20 protein-coding genes are annotated in these 17,371 nt (G+C 74.9%); 14 read left to right on the forward strand and 6 right to left on the reverse strand.

All coding sequences use genetic code 11. The features are described from left to right. Positions 1-5: 5 nt before the first annotated feature. The 3 genes from Sfr03f_RS08440 to Sfr03f_RS08450 are packed head-to-tail and all read right to left on the reverse strand — an operon-like array spanning position 6 to position 2,565. Complete coding sequence (locus Sfr03f_RS08440; protein ID WP_245967460.1) at positions 6-764, reverse strand: polysaccharide deacetylase family protein; 759 nt, start codon at positions 762-764, stop codon at positions 6-8. Between the two features lie 12 nt (positions 765-776). After that, positions 777-1,709: a DMT family transporter gene (locus Sfr03f_RS08445; RefSeq protein ID WP_108953023.1), complete on the reverse strand. Its 933-nt coding sequence runs from the start codon at positions 1,707-1,709 to the stop codon at positions 777-779. 13 nt (positions 1,710-1,722) lie between these two features. Then, on the reverse strand, positions 1,723-2,565 hold the full coding sequence (locus tag Sfr03f_RS08450) for an SDR family NAD(P)-dependent oxidoreductase (RefSeq protein ID WP_108953024.1): 843 nt from the start codon (positions 2,563-2,565) through the stop codon (positions 1,723-1,725). A 217-nt stretch (positions 2,566-2,782) separates the two neighbouring features. Here Sfr03f_RS08450 and Sfr03f_RS08455 point away from each other — a divergent pair, with 217 nt between their 5' ends. Beyond that, entirely contained in the window at positions 2,783-3,868 is a 1,086-nt protein-coding gene (locus Sfr03f_RS08455) for an MGDG synthase family glycosyltransferase (RefSeq protein ID WP_245967461.1), read from the forward strand. A gap of 266 nt (positions 3,869-4,134) precedes the next feature. Here Sfr03f_RS08455 and Sfr03f_RS08465 read toward each other — a convergent pair whose 3' ends face one another. Both Sfr03f_RS08465 and Sfr03f_RS08470 read right to left on the reverse strand, forming a co-directional pair. Continuing rightward, positions 4,135-4,524: a hypothetical protein gene (locus tag Sfr03f_RS08465; RefSeq protein ID WP_159105592.1), complete on the reverse strand. Its 390-nt coding sequence runs from the start codon at positions 4,522-4,524 to the stop codon at positions 4,135-4,137. Positions 4,525-4,651: 127 nt separating this feature from the next. After that, complete coding sequence (locus Sfr03f_RS08470; RefSeq protein ID WP_108953026.1) at positions 4,652-5,494, reverse strand: SDR family NAD(P)-dependent oxidoreductase; 843 nt, start codon at positions 5,492-5,494, stop codon at positions 4,652-4,654. A gap of 223 nt (positions 5,495-5,717) precedes the next feature. Here Sfr03f_RS08470 and Sfr03f_RS08475 point away from each other — a divergent pair, with 223 nt between their 5' ends. The 8 genes from Sfr03f_RS08475 to Sfr03f_RS08510 all read left to right on the forward strand — a co-directional run bounded on the left by Sfr03f_RS08475 (position 5,718) and on the right by Sfr03f_RS08510 (position 12,658). Then, positions 5,718-6,212, forward strand: coding sequence for an MSMEG_6728 family protein (locus Sfr03f_RS08475; protein ID WP_108953027.1), 495 nt, complete (start codon positions 5,718-5,720; stop codon positions 6,210-6,212). Between the two features lie 235 nt (positions 6,213-6,447). After that, positions 6,448-7,695, forward strand: coding sequence for an ATP-binding protein (locus Sfr03f_RS08480; protein WP_108953028.1), 1,248 nt, complete (start codon positions 6,448-6,450; stop codon positions 7,693-7,695). Continuing rightward, entirely contained in the window at positions 7,692-8,093 is a 402-nt protein-coding gene (locus Sfr03f_RS08485) for a roadblock/LC7 domain-containing protein (protein ID WP_108953029.1), read from the forward strand. Before Sfr03f_RS08480 ends, Sfr03f_RS08485 begins: the two co-directional genes overlap by 4 nt. Beyond that, on the forward strand, positions 8,090-8,464 hold the full coding sequence (locus Sfr03f_RS08490; protein ID WP_108953030.1) for a DUF742 domain-containing protein: 375 nt from the start codon (positions 8,090-8,092) through the stop codon (positions 8,462-8,464). Before Sfr03f_RS08485 ends, Sfr03f_RS08490 begins: the two co-directional genes overlap by 4 nt. Next, positions 8,439-9,038, forward strand: coding sequence for a GTP-binding protein (locus Sfr03f_RS08495; protein ID WP_108953031.1), 600 nt, complete (start codon positions 8,439-8,441; stop codon positions 9,036-9,038). Before Sfr03f_RS08490 ends, Sfr03f_RS08495 begins: the two co-directional genes overlap by 26 nt. Positions 9,039-9,115: 77 nt before the next feature. Continuing rightward, on the forward strand, positions 9,116-10,462 hold the full coding sequence (locus Sfr03f_RS08500; RefSeq protein WP_245967462.1) for a cytochrome P450 family protein: 1,347 nt from the start codon (positions 9,116-9,118) through the stop codon (positions 10,460-10,462). A 229-nt stretch (positions 10,463-10,691) separates the two neighbouring features. After that, positions 10,692-11,900: a cytochrome P450 gene (locus Sfr03f_RS08505; protein WP_108953542.1), complete on the forward strand. Its 1,209-nt coding sequence runs from the start codon at positions 10,692-10,694 to the stop codon at positions 11,898-11,900. Beyond that, the gene (locus Sfr03f_RS08510; protein WP_108953032.1) at positions 11,897-12,658 is read left to right on the forward strand and encodes an enoyl-CoA hydratase/isomerase family protein; all 762 of its coding nucleotides are present in this window, start codon (positions 11,897-11,899) and stop codon (positions 12,656-12,658) included. Before Sfr03f_RS08505 ends, Sfr03f_RS08510 begins: the two co-directional genes overlap by 4 nt. 96 nt (positions 12,659-12,754) lie before the next feature. On the opposite strand, the gene Sfr03f_RS08515 is transcribed toward Sfr03f_RS08510, so the two are convergent. Continuing rightward, positions 12,755-13,255, reverse strand: a complete 501-nt coding sequence (locus Sfr03f_RS08515; RefSeq protein WP_108953033.1) for a TspO/MBR family protein — start codon at positions 13,253-13,255, stop codon at positions 12,755-12,757. Between the two features lie 135 nt (positions 13,256-13,390). Between Sfr03f_RS08515 and Sfr03f_RS31500 the strand changes: the two genes are divergently transcribed. From Sfr03f_RS31500 to Sfr03f_RS08540, 5 genes are read left to right on the forward strand one after another with little or no spacing between them, the layout of a single operon-like run. After that, the gene (locus tag Sfr03f_RS31500; RefSeq protein WP_281262826.1) at positions 13,391-14,125 is read left to right on the forward strand and encodes a gas vesicle protein; all 735 of its coding nucleotides are present in this window, start codon (positions 13,391-13,393) and stop codon (positions 14,123-14,125) included. Beyond that, positions 14,122-15,081: a gas vesicle protein gene (locus Sfr03f_RS08525; RefSeq protein ID WP_245967463.1), complete on the forward strand. Its 960-nt coding sequence runs from the start codon at positions 14,122-14,124 to the stop codon at positions 15,079-15,081. The genes Sfr03f_RS31500 and Sfr03f_RS08525 overlap by 4 nt, the downstream gene beginning before the upstream one ends. Before the next feature lie 34 nt (positions 15,082-15,115). Continuing rightward, entirely contained in the window at positions 15,116-15,430 is a 315-nt protein-coding gene (locus tag Sfr03f_RS08530) for a gas vesicle protein K (protein ID WP_108953034.1), read from the forward strand. After that, complete coding sequence (locus tag Sfr03f_RS08535) at positions 15,427-16,239, forward strand: GvpL/GvpF family gas vesicle protein (RefSeq protein ID WP_108953035.1); 813 nt, start codon at positions 15,427-15,429, stop codon at positions 16,237-16,239. Before Sfr03f_RS08530 ends, Sfr03f_RS08535 begins: the two co-directional genes overlap by 4 nt. Before the next feature lie 10 nt (positions 16,240-16,249). Further along, entirely contained in the window at positions 16,250-17,323 is a 1,074-nt protein-coding gene (locus tag Sfr03f_RS08540; RefSeq protein ID WP_108953544.1) for a P1 family peptidase, read from the forward strand. The last annotated feature ends 48 nt before the right edge of the window (positions 17,324-17,371 follow it).

The following is a 17,371-nucleotide window of genomic DNA, read 5'->3' on the forward strand; positions in this document are numbered from 1 at the left end:
GGCGTTCACCCGGCCGCGCCGCCGCGCGTCCAGTGTTCGGCGAGCGGACCGACCGACAGGCGGGCGGCGCGGCACGCGGCGACGATCTCGGGCAGGGCGGCGAGTGCCGCGCGCCAGCAGCCGGGGGCGGCCGTGCGGTCGGTGTCGTGCAGGAGTACGGTCCCCCCGCCGTGCAGGTCGGCCCGGACCTGCGCGGACACCGACGCTCCGGTGGCCGACGGCGTCCAGTCCCGGCCCCAGGCCGTCCACAGGACGGTCCTGAGGCCGGCCGTACGCGCGGCGGCCAGGCGCCCGGAGGTCAGGATGCCGTAGGGCGGCCGGTACCAGCGGGGGCGACGGCCCGTCAGGGTGTGGATCGCGCCGGCCGTACGGAGCAGGCCGCGCCGGTCGGCCGCCGGGGCGGGCAGCCAGGGGCGCTCGTGTCCCCAGCCGTGCACCCCCAGTTCGTGTCCCCGGCCGACGGTCTCGGCCACCAGGGAGGGATGCCGTACGACGCCGTCCCCCAGGACGAAGAAGGTCGCCCGCACCCCGAGCTCGTCCAGGGCGTCGAGGAAGAGCGGGGTGGACAGCGGATCCGGTCCGTCGTCGAAGGTCAGGGCCACGTGGTCGGGGCGGCCGACACCGGCCAGACGGGGGAAGCAGGCACGGCGCACCGAGGGCAGCCAGGTGGCGGCCGGGGAGATGTGCGCCGCGGCGCAGGCGAGTGCGGGAACCAGCACCGCCGCCGTGGTCCTGACGGCCGACGGGCCCGGGGACGCGTTCACAGATCGTGCTCCTCACGGTCGGTGGGTCCGCCGGTGTCCGGGCCGCCCCGGTGACGGGGGCCGGCGGCCGGCGCCCCCTCCCGCTCCCGTGTCCCAGCTTCCGGCCGCGGGGATGGCCCGCGCCAGTCCGACACTGCCGGCGCCCATCAGCAGCACGCCGATCAGCGCGGGCACCAGGCGGGCGCCCAGCGCGATCCGCTCGCCGAACAGCACCCACCCCAGGGCCACGCTCGTCAGGGCGTCGCCCAGGGTCAGGGCGGGCTGGGAGGCGGCCAGCGTCCCGGCCCGCAACGCGTACTGGAGCAGCAGGAAGGCCGCGGCTCCGACGACGATCGTCGCGTACGCGGGCCAGGTCGACACCAGGGCGCCGAGCCCTTGTGCGAACGCTCCGGTGGTCTCCTTCAGCAGCGCCGCGGTCGCGGCGAAGCACACGGCCGACGCCAGTCCCAGCAGGGCGGCGCGCGGAGCTCCCCGCACCGCGCGGGCGGTCAGCGCCAGACCGGTCGTGACCACCGCGACCGCCAGTGCGGCCGGCAGCCACCGCCCGGCGTGGGCCGTCATCCGCCCGGCGGTGGGAGCGGCCGCCGTCAGGAACAGCGCGAGCCCGGCGGCCAGAGCGAGGAACGCCAGGCAGGTCCTGGGCGCCGGACGCCGCCGGAAGACCACGGCGCCGACCGCCAGCGTGAAGAGCAGCTCGGTGGCCAGCAGCGGCTGGACGAGGGCCAGACTGCCCAGGCTCAGGGCCCAGGCCTGGAAGACGGTGGACAGGGCGAGCAGGCCGGCGCCGGCCAGCCAGACGGGGCGCCGCAGCACGCGGAGCAGCCACCGCGAGGTCTGCCGCGGCCCGGTGCCACCCTCCGGCTCGTCCGCCGCCGCCCGCCGCTGGAGCACCGAGGCCGAGGCGTTCGACAGCGCGGCGAGCAGGGCGAGGACGACCGTGAGCACCCCTGACCGCCGGTCACCCGAAGACGGAGGACAAGCGCCGGAACAGGGCCGGTGCGGCTCCGTGCACCCGAGCCGGAAGACGCAGCCAACCCGGGACGTAGATCTCGTCCCGCCCCCGGGAGACCGCCGTCCACACGGCGTCCGCGACCCGCTCGGGCGGAACCGGCCGGGGCGCGGAGCGGCGGTAGGGGGCCCCTCGCCGTTCGAAGAAGGGCGTGTCGACGACGCCCGGCACCACGTGGCTGAGCCCGACCCCCGTGCCGCGCAGCTCGTACCGCAAGGCCTCGGAGAACACGCCCAGCGCCCCCTTCGCCGCCGAGTACACGGCCTCCGCCCGTACCCCGACCACGCCCGCCAGGGAGCCGACCAGCACGACGCGCCCACGGCCCTCACGCACCATGTGGGGCACGACCTGCCGCACCAGACGCAGCGTGGCCAGCAGGTCCGTCTCGATGACCTCCTCCAGGGCCGAGGCGGGCATCGTGACGAAGTCCCCGGCCCAGCCGATGCCGGCGCCGGCCACCAGCACGTCCACGCGCCCCGCCCGGTCGAGGGCGAAGCCGGTCAGCCGCTTCTCCGCCCCGGGCGTGGTGAGGTCGGCCGGGAGGTACGACGCCCGGGTTCCGCGCGCGACCTCGTGCAGGCGGGCCGCGTCGCGCCCGTTGAGGACGAGGTCCCAGCCTTCGGCCGACAGGCGGCGCGCCACCGCGGCGCCGATCCCGGAGGAAGCGCCGGTCACCACCGCCGTGCGCGCCCGTTCGCCGGGGGCCGGACGCCCGGCCGAGGAGCGCGGCCACGAGCCGCGCACCGGGGTGGACGCGACGTCGCCGGTGCCTACCTGGGGCGCGTGGGACATGGCTGGACCTCTGTGGTGGGAAGGATGCCCGAGGGGTGGCGGGGCGCATCGGCGATCGGACGCAAGGCGATCTCCAAGTGACCTGGACCTGGACCTGGATCTTCTTCGCACAACGTAGCCCAAGTGTCGCATGTGTGTGAATCCGGGCATTCTGCTTCTCGTGCGCACACCACATCCTTCGCCGCGCCAACCCGCGCCGCAGCGTGAGGCGCTGCGGATGCTGATCCTCAGCGCGGGCATGGGCGCCGGTCACGACACCGTCGCGCGCGAGCTCGCCCGTCGCGCCCGCGAACAGGGACACCACGTCCAGATCCTCGACCTGCTGCGGCTGTTGCCGCTCGGGACGGGGACCGTGCTCCGCGTCTCCTACCAGGCGGCGGTGCGGCACTTCCCCTGGCTCTACGCCGGCCTTTACCGCGTGTTCCTGCGCCCCGGACCGGGGCGCCGCCCCAGCGGCGTTCCCCTCGCCCGTCTGGCCGCCGACCGGCTGACGGACGTCGTCCGGCGGACGGGCGCCGACGTGATCGTGCCCGTCTTCCATCTGGCGGCCCAGCTGACGGGTCACCTCAGGGAGCGGAACGGGCTGTCCTGCCCCAGCGTGGTCGTCCTCGTCGACTTCGCCGTCCACCGGCAGTGGCTGCACCCCGGCAACGACCTGTACCTCTGCCTCACCGAGCGGGCCGCGCGGGAGGTGCGCCGGAGCGTCGACGTGCCCGTTCGGGTGACCGGTCCCGTCGTGGCGCCCGATTTCCGCACGCCGGCCGCCGGCAGCGCGCTCTGGCGCCGGCGCTTCGAGGACCACGCTCCCGGACGCCCGCCCGTCCTGCTGTCGGCCGGAGCCTGGGGCGCCGCCGAGGGCATGGAGGCGACCGCACGGCGGCTGGCCTCCGCCGGGTTCCTGCCGGTCGTCCTGTGCGGACGCAACGAACGGCTGCGGGCGCGCACGGCCCGCGTGCCCGGCGCACTGGTCCTCGACTGGGTGACGGACATGCCCGGGCTGATGGGGGCGGTCCGGGTGCTGGTCGACAACGCCGCGGGCCAGACCGCCGTGCAGGCCCTGGCCGCCGGACTGCCGGTGGTGGCTCACCGCCCCCTGCCCGGTCACGGCGAGGCGGGTGTGCGGCACATGGCCCGGTTCGGCGCGTCGATCCACGCGCCCGACGGCGCGGCCCTGCTGCGCGCGGTCGAGCGGCTGTCGCGGGACGGCGCCGAGCGGGACCGCCTCGTCGCACGGGGCCGTGAGCTGTTCCGCGAGGACGCCCTGGTGCGGGTGGTGTCGGCGGCCCGCGCCCTCCCCGCCTGAACGCCCCCTCGCCGGGCGCCCCTTGCGCGTCGGTCAAGGACACGCCCGGACCGGCGACCGGCGACCGGAGCCCGAACCGCCCGGCCCGGCCTTCGCACCGCCCGGCCCGCCCCAAGAATGCTCGGCCTTCGCACCGCCCGGCCCGCCCCAGGAGTGCCCGGCCTCCGAATCGCCAGGCCCACCCCCGGCGGACCCGGCCCGGGACACGGCGCGGGGGCCGGTCCGCCCTGCGGCGGTCCGGCCCCCGGCACCGGGAACCACGGCGGTCAGCCGCGCTTGCGGCGCACGACCATCCAGACGAGGGCGGCACCGGCACCGGCCATGACGGCGGTGCGGTAGCGGCCCACGAGCATCGCGGTGCGCACCGCGGTGACCGCCTGGGTGGCGCCCGTGCGCACCGGGGCGGGCACGGACTGGCCCACCTTGCCGGTGACGTCGGCCGCACGGTTCTTCAGCTCGCCCGCGCGGGCGGAGATCTGCGGCGCGACCTCGGCGGCCTTCTCCCGCGCCTTGGCCGTGGTGCCCGAGAGGACGGCCGTGGCGCGCGCGGTCGACGCCTGGGCCGTGCGGCCCAGCTTCTTCCCGCTCTCACCGGCCTGCCCGCCCAGGCCCTTGAGCCCGGAAGTGAGACGTTCCTTCTGCTGCAACCTGCTCACGAGCGGCACTCCGATCCATGTGGGTGGGTGATCCGGGGAGACCGGCGGCCGCAACCGACGGCACCCCCTTCCTCCCCTGATGGCCGCGATCGCCGTCCTCACACCCGTCAGGACCGGACACGTCCGCTCAGTACCGCGGCAGCGCGGGCGCCCTGCGGTGGGCGAGCACGTCCGCGCGCGCCGCCATGAGCTGCGCGCCGAACTCGTCGTTCAGCAGGTAGAACTCGCCCCTGGCGGACTGCTCGAAGAAGATCCGGGCCGCCTCCAGCGGGTCCATGGCGGTGGCGTTCAGCTGCAGCATCTGGGCCCGGTGACCCTCCGCCGCGGCGACGTCGCCACCGTCCTCGGCGCCGCCCGCCGCCTGGAAGATGTTGGACGCGACGGCCCCGGGCAGCACCGCCTGGACGTGCACGTGGTCCCCGTGGCCCGCCGCCTGGACCTCCAGGTGCAGGCACTCGGTCAGCGCCAGCACCGCGTGCTTGCTGACGATGTAGGGCGCCTGCAGCGGCGCGGCGCCCACACCGCCGACCGAGGAGAGGTTCCAGACCCACGACCGGCCGGGCTCGGCCAGCAGATGGGGCAGGAAGGCGCGGACACCGTGGAAGGCCCCGTCCACGTTGACGGACATGACGCGCCGCCAGTTCTCGACCGGGGTGTCCCACAGGTAGCCGAACTGCTCGACGCCCGCGTTGTTGACCAGCAGCCGCACCGGGCCCGCCTCCGCCAGCGTCCGCTCCGCCAGCCGGGCGACCGCGTCGGCGTCCCGGACGTCGCACGCGACGTCGATCGCCCGGGCCCCGCCCGCCACCAGCTCCTCACGCAGCGCGGCCACGGCGCCCGCGTCGACGTCGGCCAGGACCACGGTCATCCCCAGCTCGGTGGCGGCGTAGCGGGCCAGCCCCGCGCCGATCCCCGAACCGGCCCCCGTGATCACGGCCACCCCGCCGCCGAACAGCTCCTGAGCGCTCATGCTTCCTCCCCTTCTCCGGTGTTCCGGTTCTCCGGTGTTCCGGATCCCCGGTCTCCGCCCGCCCGCGTCCGGCGGACCCCGAGTCCACCACGGCCACCTCGGCCACCTCGGCGCGGGCGAGCACGCGCCCGAACTGTAGATCATGGAAATCAGCCGTCCGCCGGACGGGTGAACCCGGGGCGCGGCCGGGCTGCTCCGGGTGCGGCCGGGTAGTCGGCTCCGCGTGCAGACCTTCCTCCCGTACCGGGACTTCCGGCGGTCCGCGCTGGTGCTCGACCGGCGCCGGCTCGGCAAGCAGCGGGTCGAGGCCCTCCAGGTCTTCCGGGCCCTGACGGTGCCCGGCTACGGCTGGCAGAGCCACCCCGCGGTGCGCATGTGGGCGGGCTACGAGGAGGCCCTGGTCCGCTACGGGCTCGAGGTCTGCCGGGTCTGGCAGGAGCAGGGCCGGCCCGACACCTGCGCCGACTCCCTGACCGCCGAGTACGCCGCGTTCCGCCCCGACGCCCCGCAGGCCCGGGTCCAGAAGGCGCTCGCCGAGGCGGCCGAACTCCCGCCCTGGCTGGGCAACGCGGCGTTCCACCGCAGTCATCGCTCGGCACTGCTGCGCAAGGACCCGCAGGAGTACGCGGAGCGCTTCCCCGGCGTCCCCGACGACATCCCGTACCTGTGGCCCGGATCCGACCGCGACCCGAAGCGGAATGGATCAACAGGCCCTTGACAAACGGGTGTTGACGCCGTCGCGAGTCCAACCACCGCTCGGTGCGATCTTGTTGTGATGTGCGCTACCCGGCTGCTACGTCCTCGTATGCCCTGAGGTGGGGGCCTTGTGGAGATAGTTGGCACCTCCATCTACTGCTAGGGTGACAGCTCCCTCACAGGTTGACGGTGCGTCAAGCGGAATGTGCCGTGCGGCCGCAGGACCGCTGTCAGGAACGCGACGTGAAGAGAGTCCGATGACGTCTTTGCTCCGGGATCCACTCCTGTGGATCCTGCTGGTGGTGCTCGGAGCCGCCGTCGCCGCGGTCACCCGGGCGCGGCGGACCAACATGGCGCTCCGCGTCCAGGAGGACGCCCTCCGGCGGGAGCTCGGGGCGGAGAAGGCCGGGCGGGCGCTGCTGCGCGAGGAGACCGCCGCGCTCGAACAGCGTCACCGCGAGGCGCTCGCCGAGGTCCGCCAGGAGGCCGAGGAGGAGACCAAGGCCGTCCTCAAGGCCGCGATGCGCACCCTGCAGGTGCTGGCCGACGAGCAGCAGCTGATCATCGACCGCACGCAGAAGAACTACGGGGACGACCCGGGCGTGGTGGCCGACCTGATGGAGATCGACCACGCCAACAGCCAGTTCAACCGCCGCGCCCAGGGCATCGCGGTGCTCTGCGGCGGCTGGCTGGGACGCCGTGAGCACCCGGCCTCCGTCTTCGACGTGGCGCGCAGCGCCCAGGGCCGCATCCGCCACTTCGACCGGGTGGAGATCAACGCCCAGGTGAACGTCACGGTCGTCAGCAGGGCCGTCGAGCCCCTGGCGGTGGTGCTCGCCGAGCTGCTGGCCAACGCCACCAACTACAGCGCCCCCGAGATGCCGGTCGTGGTCGGCATCCAGGCGGTGCCCAACGGGGTCTGCCTGATCGTCGACGACTACGGCGTCGGCATGAGCCAGGAGGAGAAGGACCGTGCCGCCGCACTGCTCTCCCCGCAGGGGCCGGTGGACCTGCTCGCGCTGGGCAACCCGCCGAAATTCGGCTTCGCCGTCTCCGGGGTGCTCGCCGCCCGCTACGGCTTCCGCGTCTCCGTCGACACGCCCTCCCCGTACGGCGGGGTGCGCGCGGTCGTCCTGCTGCCGGGGGACCTCCTGACCGCCGACGCGGACGCCGACGCCCCGGCCGGCCGGGCCGGCGCGGGAGCCCCGGCGGCCGGCGCACGGATCCGCGACCTCGCCCCCGCCGCCCCCGCCGTCGTCCCGACCGCGGCCACCCGCGCGGTGGGCACCACCGCCGGAGGACTGCCCAAGCGGCGCCGCGTCGCGGCGGAGCGGACGCCGGCGCGCACGCCCCGGCCCGACTCCGGCGGGCCCGAGCTGCCGGAGCGGCACGACCACCCGGCCGGCGACGACAGCGAGACCACCGCCTCACGGCTCGGGGCCTTCGCCCGGGGCACCGCGCGCGGACGGGACACGACCATCTCGGAAGGATCGGAAGAGCAGTGAACGACCAGCTTTCCTGGGTGCTGGACGACGTGCTGACGGTACGCGGGGCCCGGCACGCGATCCTCGTCTCCGCCGACGGACTCCTGATGGAACGGTCGGCCGGCATCGAGCGGGACGACGCGGAGAAGAACGCGGCAGCCATGAGCAGCATGCAGTCCCTCAGCCGCGCCGTCGCGCCCTTCGTCGGCGGCGGCGACGGGACCTGGAAGCAGACGCTGATCGAGTACGACGGCGGCTGGATCTTCCTCATCGCGGCCGGCAGCGGCGCCTACCTCGCCGCCTCCGCCGCGCTCGACGTGGACATGGAGACCATGTCCTTCCGGATGCAGAAGCAGGTCGCCGCCCTGGGGAAGGCCATGACCTCGCCGGTGCGCCACGACGCCGGTGCCGACGCATGACGAGGCCCTCCGAGGACGACCTGGTGACCGGTGACTTCGTCCGGTCCTACGTCATCACCGGTGGGCGGCGGCTGCCGTCCCCGACGGACCTGTCGCTCCACACGCTGGTCACCCTGGCGCCCGACCGGGAGCCGCCCCGGCGGGCCAGCCCCGAGGTCCGCGCCATCTGGGACATCTGCGCGGGCGGCTACCTCTCCGTGGCGGAGGTGGCCGCCCACCTGGGCCTGCCGACCGCCGTCGCCCGGCTGCTGCTGACCGATCTCGCCGAACAAGGGCATCTGCTGCGCCGTGCCGCACCGCCGCCGGCCCAAGCCGTTGACCGAGGGACCCTCGAAGAGGTGCTGCATGGACTCCACGCGCTTTTCGGCTGACCGGCCGGCCGCGACGTACCTCCCGGCCGGTGTCCGGAGAGCCGTCAAGATCGTCGTCGTGGGGCACTTCGGTGTCGGCAAGACGACCTTCATCGGCAGCCTCTCCGAGATCGAACCGCTGCGCACCGAGGAGAGGATGACCGCGGCCTCGGCCCCCGTCGACGACCTCAGCGGGGCGGGCTCCAAGGAGACCACCACCGTCGCCCTGGACTTCGGCCGCATCACCCTCAGCGACGAACTGGTCCTCTACCTGTTCGGCACCCCCGGCCAGCAGCGGTTCGTGCAGCTGTGGGAGGACATGACGGTCGGCGCCCTGGGAGCGCTCCTGCTGGTCGATCCGGCGCGACTGGAGGCCACCTTCCCGGTCATCGACCTGGTGGAGAGCTTCGGCCTGGAGTACGCGGTCGCGGTCAACAGCTTCGACCCGTCGGTCCGTTACGAGGCGAGCGAGATCAGGGAGGCGCTCGACCTGCTCCCCGACACGCCCGTCGTCCACTGCGACGCCCGGGACGTCGCCTCCTCCGCCGAGGCGCTCATGGAACTCGTCCGACACCTGCTCAGCCGCACGGGCTGAGCGGGAGCACCCGTTCTTCCCCGTCCCGCCCCAGGTCCGGTCCGCGAGGACGCCGGGCCGCCGAAGGAACGCAACCCATGGACTTCACGCCCGCCGCCGACGGCGGCACCACCGCCCGCTGCCCCATGCACGGCGCGGACTTCGCGGCCGCCCCGCACGACGTCTACGACCGGCTGCGCGCCACCGGCCCGGCCGGACCGGTGGAACTCGCCCCCGGGGTGGAGGCCACCCTGGTCGTCGGCCACGAGGCGGCGCTGCGGGTGCTGCAGAACGACACGCTCTTCGCCCGCGACTCCCGCCGCTGGGGCGCCCTGCGCGAGGGGCGGATCGCCCTGGACAGTCCCGTGCTGCCGATGATGATGTTCCGGCCCAACTGCCTGTTCACCGACGGGGCGGAGCACCTGCGGCTGCGCAAGGCGGTCACCGACAGCCTCGACGCGATCGACGTCCGGCAACTGGCGCGCGACGTCCGGCAGATGGGCGACTTCCTGATCGACCGCTTCAGCGAGCGCGGCCGCGCCGACCTGATCGACGAGTACGCCAAGGTGCTGCCGCTGCTGGTCTTCAACAAGCTGTTCGGCTGCTCCGCGGACATCGGCGACCGGCTCACCACGTCGATGGCGGCCATCTTCGAGGGCCGGGACGCGATCCGCGCCGACCAGGAACTGACGGCGTGCCTGATGGAGCTGGTGGCGCTCAAGCGCCGCGAACCGGGCGACGACCTCACCAGCCGCCTGGTGCGGCACCCGGCGGGGCTCACCGACACCGAGCTCAAGGACCAGCTGGTGATGCTGATGGGCGCCGGGGTCGAGCCCGAACGCAACCTCATCGGCAACACCGTGCTGCTGATGCTCTCCCCGCAGGGCTCCGGCCTGCTGATCGAGGAGGCGATGGAACACGTCCTGTGGGACAACCCGCCCATCGCCAACTACGCCACCCACTTCCCCAAGCAGGACGTCGACCTGGCCGGCGTCCGTCTCGCGGCGGACAGCCCGGTGGTCATCAGCTTCGCCGGGGCGAACGCGGACCCCTCGCTCCACCACGCCCGCCGCTCCCGCAGCCAGGGCGCCCACCTGTCCTGGGGAGCGGGCCCGCACAAGTGTCCGGCCTCCTCGCCGGCCCAGGTGATCGCCCTCACCGCGGTGGAGAAGCTCTTCAACGAGCTGGACGACCTGGCCCTGGAAGTGCCCGCCGAGCAGCTCGCCTGGCGGCAGGGGCCCTTCCACCGCGCGCTCGCGGCGCTCCCGGTGCGCTTCGCCCCGTCCCCGGCCGGTCGGGTGGCCGCCGCGACCGGACGCCACCCGCTGCCGCCCGCCGCCCCCGAACAGGCGCCCCGGGCCGTCGGCGAACCGGCCGGACAGCCCGCCGCACCGGCCCGCAGGAAGGGGTTCTGGGGCACCTTCCTCGACGTCTTCCGCCTCTGAGACCCGCCGGCTCCGCCCGTGGGCAGCAGCAACGAGTGAGGAGAGAAGGTTGAGCACAGCCGCCGGTCCCGCCGTCGGCAGCCCGGCAGGCTGCCCGGCCCACCCGGAAGCGGCCGGACGGCCTCCGAGCGCTCCTCCGCCCTCACCCGCACCGCCGGTCCCGCGCCAGGGGGGCGCGGCACCGGCCGCCGGGCCGCGCCGGCCGGTCGGACGGCGCGAGGTGATCGCCCTGGTCCGCCGCCTGCGGTCACCCGAGGGCCAGCGCGACCCGCTCCCCGTCTACCGGGCCTTCCAGGAACTCGGCGACGTGGTCCCCGCGCCCTGGGGCGGACACTTCGTCACCGGGTTCGACCTGGCCGACCAGGTGCTGCGCGGCCGCGGCTGGCTCGCCCCGGACATCGCGTGGCAGGAACGGCAGCCGGACCCCGCACGCTGGCACGCGCCCGCCACCCGGGAGATGAGCCGCACCCTCTCCCGGCTGAACGCGCCCGAGCACACCCTCCAGCGCCGGTCCCTGGGCAACCCCTTCGGCCGCGGCGCCCTGGAGGCCGTGCGGCCCGCCGTCGAGGAACACGTCCGGACCCTGCTCGACCGGCTCGACCGCGAGCTGCGGGCGCACGGCAGGGCCGACTTCGCGGCGGTCGTCGCCGACCGTCTGCCGATCCGGACCGTCGGCGGATGGCTCGGCCTCCCGGAGCGGGACCACGACCGGATCCTCGGCTTCACCCACCGTCAGGTCTTCGCCCAGGAGCTGCTGCCCACCCGGAGCGAACTCGCCGTCTCCGAGGCCGCGACCCTGGAGATGCGGGCGTACTTCTCCGCACTGATCGAGCACCGCCGCGCCCACCTCGGCCAGGACGTGCTCTCCGACTGGATCCGGTTCTGGGACGAGCAGCACGCGGACGACCGTGACGCCGCCGACCAGGCGCTCTACCACCTGACGATGTTCGTCACCATCGCCTCCCTGGAGACCACCGCGACGCTGCTGTCGACCGTGGTCCGCCTGCTGCTCGCCGACCCCGCACGGTGGCGCCAACTGCGGGAGAACCCCCGACACGTCGACGACGCCGTCGAGGAGGCCCTGCGGTACGACCCGCCGATCTGGCTGAACAGCCGCATCGCCGCCGAGGACACCGTCCTCGGGGGAGTGCCCGTCGCCAAGGACGGCATGGTGCACGTGCTCTTCGGGGCCGCCCACCACGACCCGCGGCGCAATCCCGACCCCGGCACCTTCGACGTCCTGCGCCGCGGCGCGCACCTCGCCTTCGGCGGCGGCGTGCACTACTGCCTCGGCGCGGGGCTGGCCCGGCTGGAGGCCGGAGCACTGCTCACCGGCCTGCTGGAACGTTTCCCCACCCTGCGGTCGGCCGGCGAGGGGCCCGTGTACGCGCCCCGGCTGGTCTTCCGCCGCATCACCTCCCTGGAAGTGACCACATGACGGCCGTCGACCTGTACAAGACCCTGCGCGTGCGGCGCGACACGGACGTGCTGCACGTCGAACTGAACCTGCCGGAGCGCGGCAACGCCGTCTGCGAGGCCATGCTGGACGACCTGCTGGAGGTGTTCCGGCGGCAGGAGCCCTCGGTGCGGGTGGTCGTGCTCTCCGGCGCCGGCGAGGACTTCTGCCTCGGCGGCGACCGCACGGAGTTCGAGGAGCAGTTGCGGCAGGACCCCGACGGGACGGGGATACGGGTCAGCGGGGACAAGGCGCGCCGGGTGTGCGCGGCCCTGTCCCGCAACCCGGCGGTCACGGTCGCCAAGGTGCGAGGGCGGGCGGTCGGCGCGGGGTTCGCCCTCGCCCTCGCCTGCGACCTGCGGATCGGGGCGGAGAACGCCGTCTTCCGGCTGCCGGAGGCGGCGCTGGGGCTGCCGGTCGCCTGGGGCGGCCTGCTGCCCAGGCTGCTCGACGAGGTCGGGACGGCCCGGGTGCGCGACATGGTGCTGACCGGACGGCCGGTGGGGGCGGAGGAGGCCCTGCGGTGGTCCGTCCTCCAGCGGGTCGAGCCGGAGAGCGAACTCGACGCCGCCCTCGAGGCGTGGGTGCGGCCGGTGCTGCGGCGGCCGCGGGGCGGGCTGAGGATGACCAAGGCCCTGCTCGAGGCGCACGGGACGGCCACGCGGATGGCCGACGCGTCCGTGCTGGACGGCGAACTGATGGCCGCGGCCCTCGTCGCCGCGCGGAGCGGCGGGCGCTGACCGCGGCCACAAGGGCCAAGGCCCTCGGCGCCGGTCCGGCCCGGTCCGGTCCGGTCCCCGCCGCGGTCAGCGGTCGCGGCGCGCCACGGAGGTGCTTCAGCGGTTGCGGCGCGCGATGGAGGTGCTGAGGGCGGTCGCGAAGAGGCACCAGCCCGCGTACGGGACCAGTGCCGCGGCGGCCTTCCGGTCGCTGCGCGCCACACGGCGGATCAGCTGGAGGTTGCTCACGTCCAGCAGCACTGCGCCCCACACACCGTCGGCCGGGCTGCGCCGGCCGAAGAACAACCAGGTCCAGGACGCGTTCAGCGCCAGATTCGCACCGAGGCGGGCTGCCAGGGCCCGTCGTTCGCGGCCACGCGCGCGGCTCAGCGCGCGACCGGCGCTCCACGCGATCGTGGCGTACAGCGGGGTCCACACCGCCGGGAAGGCCGCCGCCGGCGGCTGCCAGGACGGCTTGTCCAGCGTGGCGTACCAGTCGTCGGAGGAACCCGCGGCCCGCGCTCCCACCCAGGCGCTCAGCGCCACAGCGGTGCTCGCGGCCAGGTAGGGCCGGCGGTCGGTCGTGGCGCTCCGGGCGCCCTGGTGCACGTCGCTCATCCGTGCCGGGTACCCCTTCGGCGCGAAACGTGACCGGACGCGGCGCGGACGCGTGCCGACCGCTGTGACGGACGTCCCGCCGCGGCGGGCGCACGGGCCAGGTGTGTGCGGGGACGGACCGGTAACGCGTAGGGAATGAACGAGGAACAGCCCAGACTTCCCGCCCGTCAGGCCACCGGCTCGCCGGGTGCTCCGGAGCGCTGGCCTGGCTCTTTCGGGACACCGCCGCGCGCCGCGGCGACCGCCCGCGCGCTCGAGCCGCGCCGGGACGGTGAGGGCAGCCTGGCCCACGTGGTGGAGACCCTCCTCGACAAGGGCCTGGTGCTCAACGCCGACATCATGGTCTCGGTGGCCGGCGTCGAACTCCTCGGCATCCGGCTGCGTGCCGCGCTCGCCTCCTTCGAGACGGCCTCCCGGTACGGCCTGGAGTTCCCCGCCGGAACCGACACCGACACCGCCGCGTGGCGCGAGGCCAAGGAGGAGAAGGAGGCCTGCCCGCAGTGCGACAAGAAGGTGCCCACCAAACAGCTGCTGGAGGACTGGTGCCCCTGGTGCGGCTGGCGCAGCGCCCAGGCGCTCGCGGCCGCCGAACGGGGCGGCGGGCCCGCCGCGCAGCTTGAGCGGACCGACGAGCCCGCCACGTCCGGCCGGCCGGACGAGGCCGGGGATCCGGACAAGGACGAGGAACCGGCGAAGTCGAAGAAGCCGGACAAGGCCGGGGAGCCGGACAAGGCCGAGGACGCGGACGACTCCGACGAGCCGGAGAAGCCGGCGCGGCGCACCCGCACCACGCGCCGTACCCGCACCACCGGAACGCGCCGCACCACCGGGACGCGCCGCACCGCACGGAAGGAGGAGGAGACCGAGTGACCGAGCCGCGGCCCGCGATGAAGCCGACCCGCGACCCCAGGGTCACCCTCGACGACCTGGTCGAGGTGCTGCTGAACAAGGGCGCCGTGCTCCACCTCGACCTCATCGTCGCGGTCGCGGACATCCCCCTCATCGGCGTCAGCCTGCGCGCCGCCATCGCCGGCATGGAGACCATGCTCGAGTACGGCATGCTCCGGCAGTGGGACGAGTCCACCCGCGCCTGGGCGGAACGCTCCGCCGGGCGGCGCGAACTCGACCTGCGCGCGGGGGAGAGCCTGGTGACCCGGATGCCCGGCGGCCACCTGCTCGAGGAGGGCGTGTACACCGGATGGCGCCCCGGCGGCGTCCACCTCACCGACCAGCGGCTGGTGGTGCTGCGCCGCGACCCCCGGGAGGTCCTCTTCGAGGCCGGGGTCCGCGACCTGCGCACCGTCCAGCTGGAGACGGAGACCAGCGTCGGCGGCGAGCGGCGCACCCGGCTGCGGGTGGCCACCCTCGACGGTCGCACCGCCCTGCTCTCGGCCGCCGACCCGCACGGTCTGCACGAGGCGCTGACCCACCTCAACCCCGGCCTGACCGCACTGCCCGCCGCCCCCGAGGCCGCGCCCGCGGACGAGGTGGAGGAGCATCTCTGGTATCAGGAGCCGCGCCGCAGCGGCCCGTTGTGGCGGGGCGGCAAGGGCAGGCTCGGCCCCACCGGGCTGATGTGGAAGTCGCCGCTGGACGCCCGCCCGGCCCTGGTCGTGCCGCCCGGCGAAATCCTCGGCGCGCACATCGAGCCCGGCCGCAGCCCCGCCGGCGACGGACTGGTCATCGTGCTGGAGACGGTGTCCCAGGGGAGGGTCACCCTGGCCGCCGAACAGCCCCGGCGGTGGGCCGACGCCCTGGCCGCGACGGCCGCCCCCGACGTGCCGCTCGCCCCGGACCGGCCGGACACCCCGGCCCCCGTGGCGTGACGGCGAGCACCGCAGGACAAGGAGACGACAACCCATGGCTCTCACGGTCGACGAGAAGAGTCTCAAGCACGGCGTCCTCGCCCTGGTGCTCACCCTGGTCGAGGTGATCCAGGAGGCGCTGGAACGCCAGGCGCTGCGCCGGATGGAAGGCGGGGACCTCACCGAGGAGGAGCTCGAACGCCTCGGCGACGCCCTGCTCGAACTGGACGAGGCGCTGGAGGAGATCAAGGAGGACCACGGCATCACCACCTCCGTGGCCGATCTCCACCGCGGACTGGACGAGGTGGTGGACGACGTGGTGGACAAGCTGGTCAACCCGGCGCGCTGGGCGGAGGAGGCGGGCCGATGAACGACCGCGCCCTCTACGTCTACGCCCTCCTGCCCGACGCCTCCGGCGACCCGGCCGAAGGCGTGACAGGACTCGACGACCGCCCGCTGCGCGTCCTGCGCGCCCCCGGGACGGGGATCGCGGCCCTGGTGCACGACGGCCCGGCCGAGCCCTACGAGGGAGGCGACGAGACGGTGCGCCGCTGGGTGGTCGAACAGGACCGCGCGGTGGTCACCGTCTGGGAACGCACCGGCGCCGTGCTGCCCATGACCTTCAACGTGCTGGTCGCGCCGGACGCGGAGACCGACGCCGAGGAGCGGCTGCGCGCCTGGCTCGGCGAGCGGGCGGAGGAACTCGGCGCCCGCCTGCGGGAACTGGACGGCCGCGCCGAACTGCGCGTCGAGCTCACGGTGGACCGCGAGGCGGCCACCGGGGACGACGAGCGGGCCCGCGCGCTGGAGGCCGAGATGGCCGACCGCTCGCCCGGCATGCGCCGGCTGCTCGCCAAGAAACTGGAGGGCCTGCGCAAGGAGGCGTCCGAGCGGCTGGCGGACGGCATCCACGCCGACGTCCGCCGCCGCCTCGCCGCGGTGGTCGAGGACATCCGGGACCGCACCCGCAGCGTCCGCGACCCCCGCGAGGCGGAAGTGATGTCGGCGGCCCTGCTGGTGCCCGCGGACGAGATCGAGACCGTCGGCACCGTGCTGGCCGACGTCCAGGACAGCCACCCCGCGGTGCGGGTCCGTTTCCTGGGCCCCTGGCCGCCGTACTCCTTCACCGAACTGGCCGCCGGCCCCGGCGCCGCGGAGGACGTGACGCCGGCGGGATAGCGTGCCGGGCATGAGCGACGCCCCGTCCCCCCACCCTGCCCCGTCCCCCCGCCCCACCCCGTCCGTCCCCGCCCGTGCCCGCGAACTCGGCCTGGCTGCGGGGCCGTTCCCCACCGGTCCGCACAACGCGATCACCGACGTGGCCGGAGTGCGGGTGGGGCACAGCACGCTGTGGGAGCCGCCCCGGGTGCACAGCGGCGTCACGGCGGTCGTGCCCGACGGGGTCGGACCGGAACACCCGCTGCCCGCCGGGCTGTTCGCGGGCAACGGCTACGGCAAGCTGATCGGCGCGACGCAGATCGCCGAACTGGGGGCGATCGAGACCCCGGTGCTGCTCACCTCGACGCTGTCCGCGTTCCGGGTCGCCGACGCGCTGGTCGGGTGGGTGCTGGAGCAGCCCGGCCGTGAACGGGTGCGCAGCCTCAACCCGGTGGTGGGGGAGTGCAACGACGGACTGCTCTCGGACATCCGCTCCCGCCCGGTGCGCGAGGAGCACGTACGGGCCGCGCTGGACGGGGCGGCCGGCGGGCCGGTGGCCGAGGGATGCGTCGGCGCCGGCACGGGCACCACGGCGCTGGGCTTCAAGGCGGGCGTCGGCACGTCCTCCCGCCTGGTGCCCGTGGCCGGGCGGGACGCCGTGGTGGGCGTCCTGGTCCAGGCGAACTTCGGGGGCACGCTGCGGGTGGCGGGCCGTGAGGTGACGCCCGCGGACGTCGGCGTGCCGGCCCGGCCCCCGGAGCCGGACACGGGCTCGTGCATGGTGGTGACCGCCACCGACGCGCCGCTGGACGCCCGTCAACTGGCCCGCGTGGCGCGCCGGTCGGTGTACGCCCTGGGGCGGGTGGGCGCGTCCTTCGCCCACGGCAGCGGCGACTACGGCATCGCGTTCGGCACGCGCACGCCGCGAGCGCCGGTGCCGGACGACGCACTCGACCCGCTGTTCCGGGCGGTGCTCGACGCCGTCGAGGAAGCGGTGCTCAACTCGCTGCTGGCCGCGAGGACCACCCGCGGCGTCCGCGGCGACCTGATGCACCCCCTGCCGGGGAAGGCGCTGCGGACCTATCTGGACGGGCCCCGCCGGTAGCTGGACGGGCCCCGCCGGACGCCGGAGTGACCCCTTCGAGGCATTGCG

This window comes from Streptomyces fragilis (genome assembly GCF_003112515.1).
GTDB lineage: Bacteria > Actinomycetota > Actinomycetes > Streptomycetales > Streptomycetaceae > Streptomyces > Streptomyces fragilis.

Excerpts from the sequence above, each read along its gene's own strand:
- Sfr03f_RS08530 (WP_108953034.1), top strand. The coding sequence starts at position 15,116 with ATGGCTCTCACGGTCGACGAGAAGAGTCTCAAGCACGGCGTCCTCGCC.
- Sfr03f_RS08510 (WP_108953032.1), top strand. The coding sequence starts at position 11,897 with ATGACGGCCGTCGACCTGTACAAGACCCTGCGCGTGCGGCGCGACACG.
- Sfr03f_RS08450 (WP_108953024.1), bottom strand. The coding sequence starts at position 2,565 with ATGTCCCACGCGCCCCAGGTAGGCACCGGCGACGTCGCGTCCACCCCG.
- Sfr03f_RS08480 (WP_108953028.1), top strand. The coding sequence starts at position 6,448 with ATGACGTCTTTGCTCCGGGATCCACTCCTGTGGATCCTGCTGGTGGTG.
- Sfr03f_RS08455 (WP_245967461.1), top strand. The coding sequence starts at position 2,783 with ATGCTGATCCTCAGCGCGGGCATGGGCGCCGGTCACGACACCGTCGCG.
- Sfr03f_RS08470 (WP_108953026.1), bottom strand. The coding sequence starts at position 5,494 with ATGAGCGCTCAGGAGCTGTTCGGCGGCGGGGTGGCCGTGATCACGGGG.
- Sfr03f_RS31500 (WP_281262826.1), top strand. The coding sequence starts at position 13,391 with ATGAACGAGGAACAGCCCAGACTTCCCGCCCGTCAGGCCACCGGCTCG.
- Sfr03f_RS08535 (WP_108953035.1), top strand. The coding sequence starts at position 15,427 with ATGAACGACCGCGCCCTCTACGTCTACGCCCTCCTGCCCGACGCCTCC.
- Sfr03f_RS08500 (WP_245967462.1), top strand. The coding sequence starts at position 9,116 with ATGGACTTCACGCCCGCCGCCGACGGCGGCACCACCGCCCGCTGCCCC.
- Sfr03f_RS08495 (WP_108953031.1), top strand. The coding sequence starts at position 8,439 with ATGGACTCCACGCGCTTTTCGGCTGACCGGCCGGCCGCGACGTACCTC.
- Sfr03f_RS08490 (WP_108953030.1), top strand. The coding sequence starts at position 8,090 with ATGACGAGGCCCTCCGAGGACGACCTGGTGACCGGTGACTTCGTCCGG.
- Sfr03f_RS08515 (WP_108953033.1), bottom strand. The coding sequence starts at position 13,255 with ATGAGCGACGTGCACCAGGGCGCCCGGAGCGCCACGACCGACCGCCGG.
- Sfr03f_RS08540 (WP_108953544.1), top strand. The coding sequence starts at position 16,250 with ATGAGCGACGCCCCGTCCCCCCACCCTGCCCCGTCCCCCCGCCCCACC.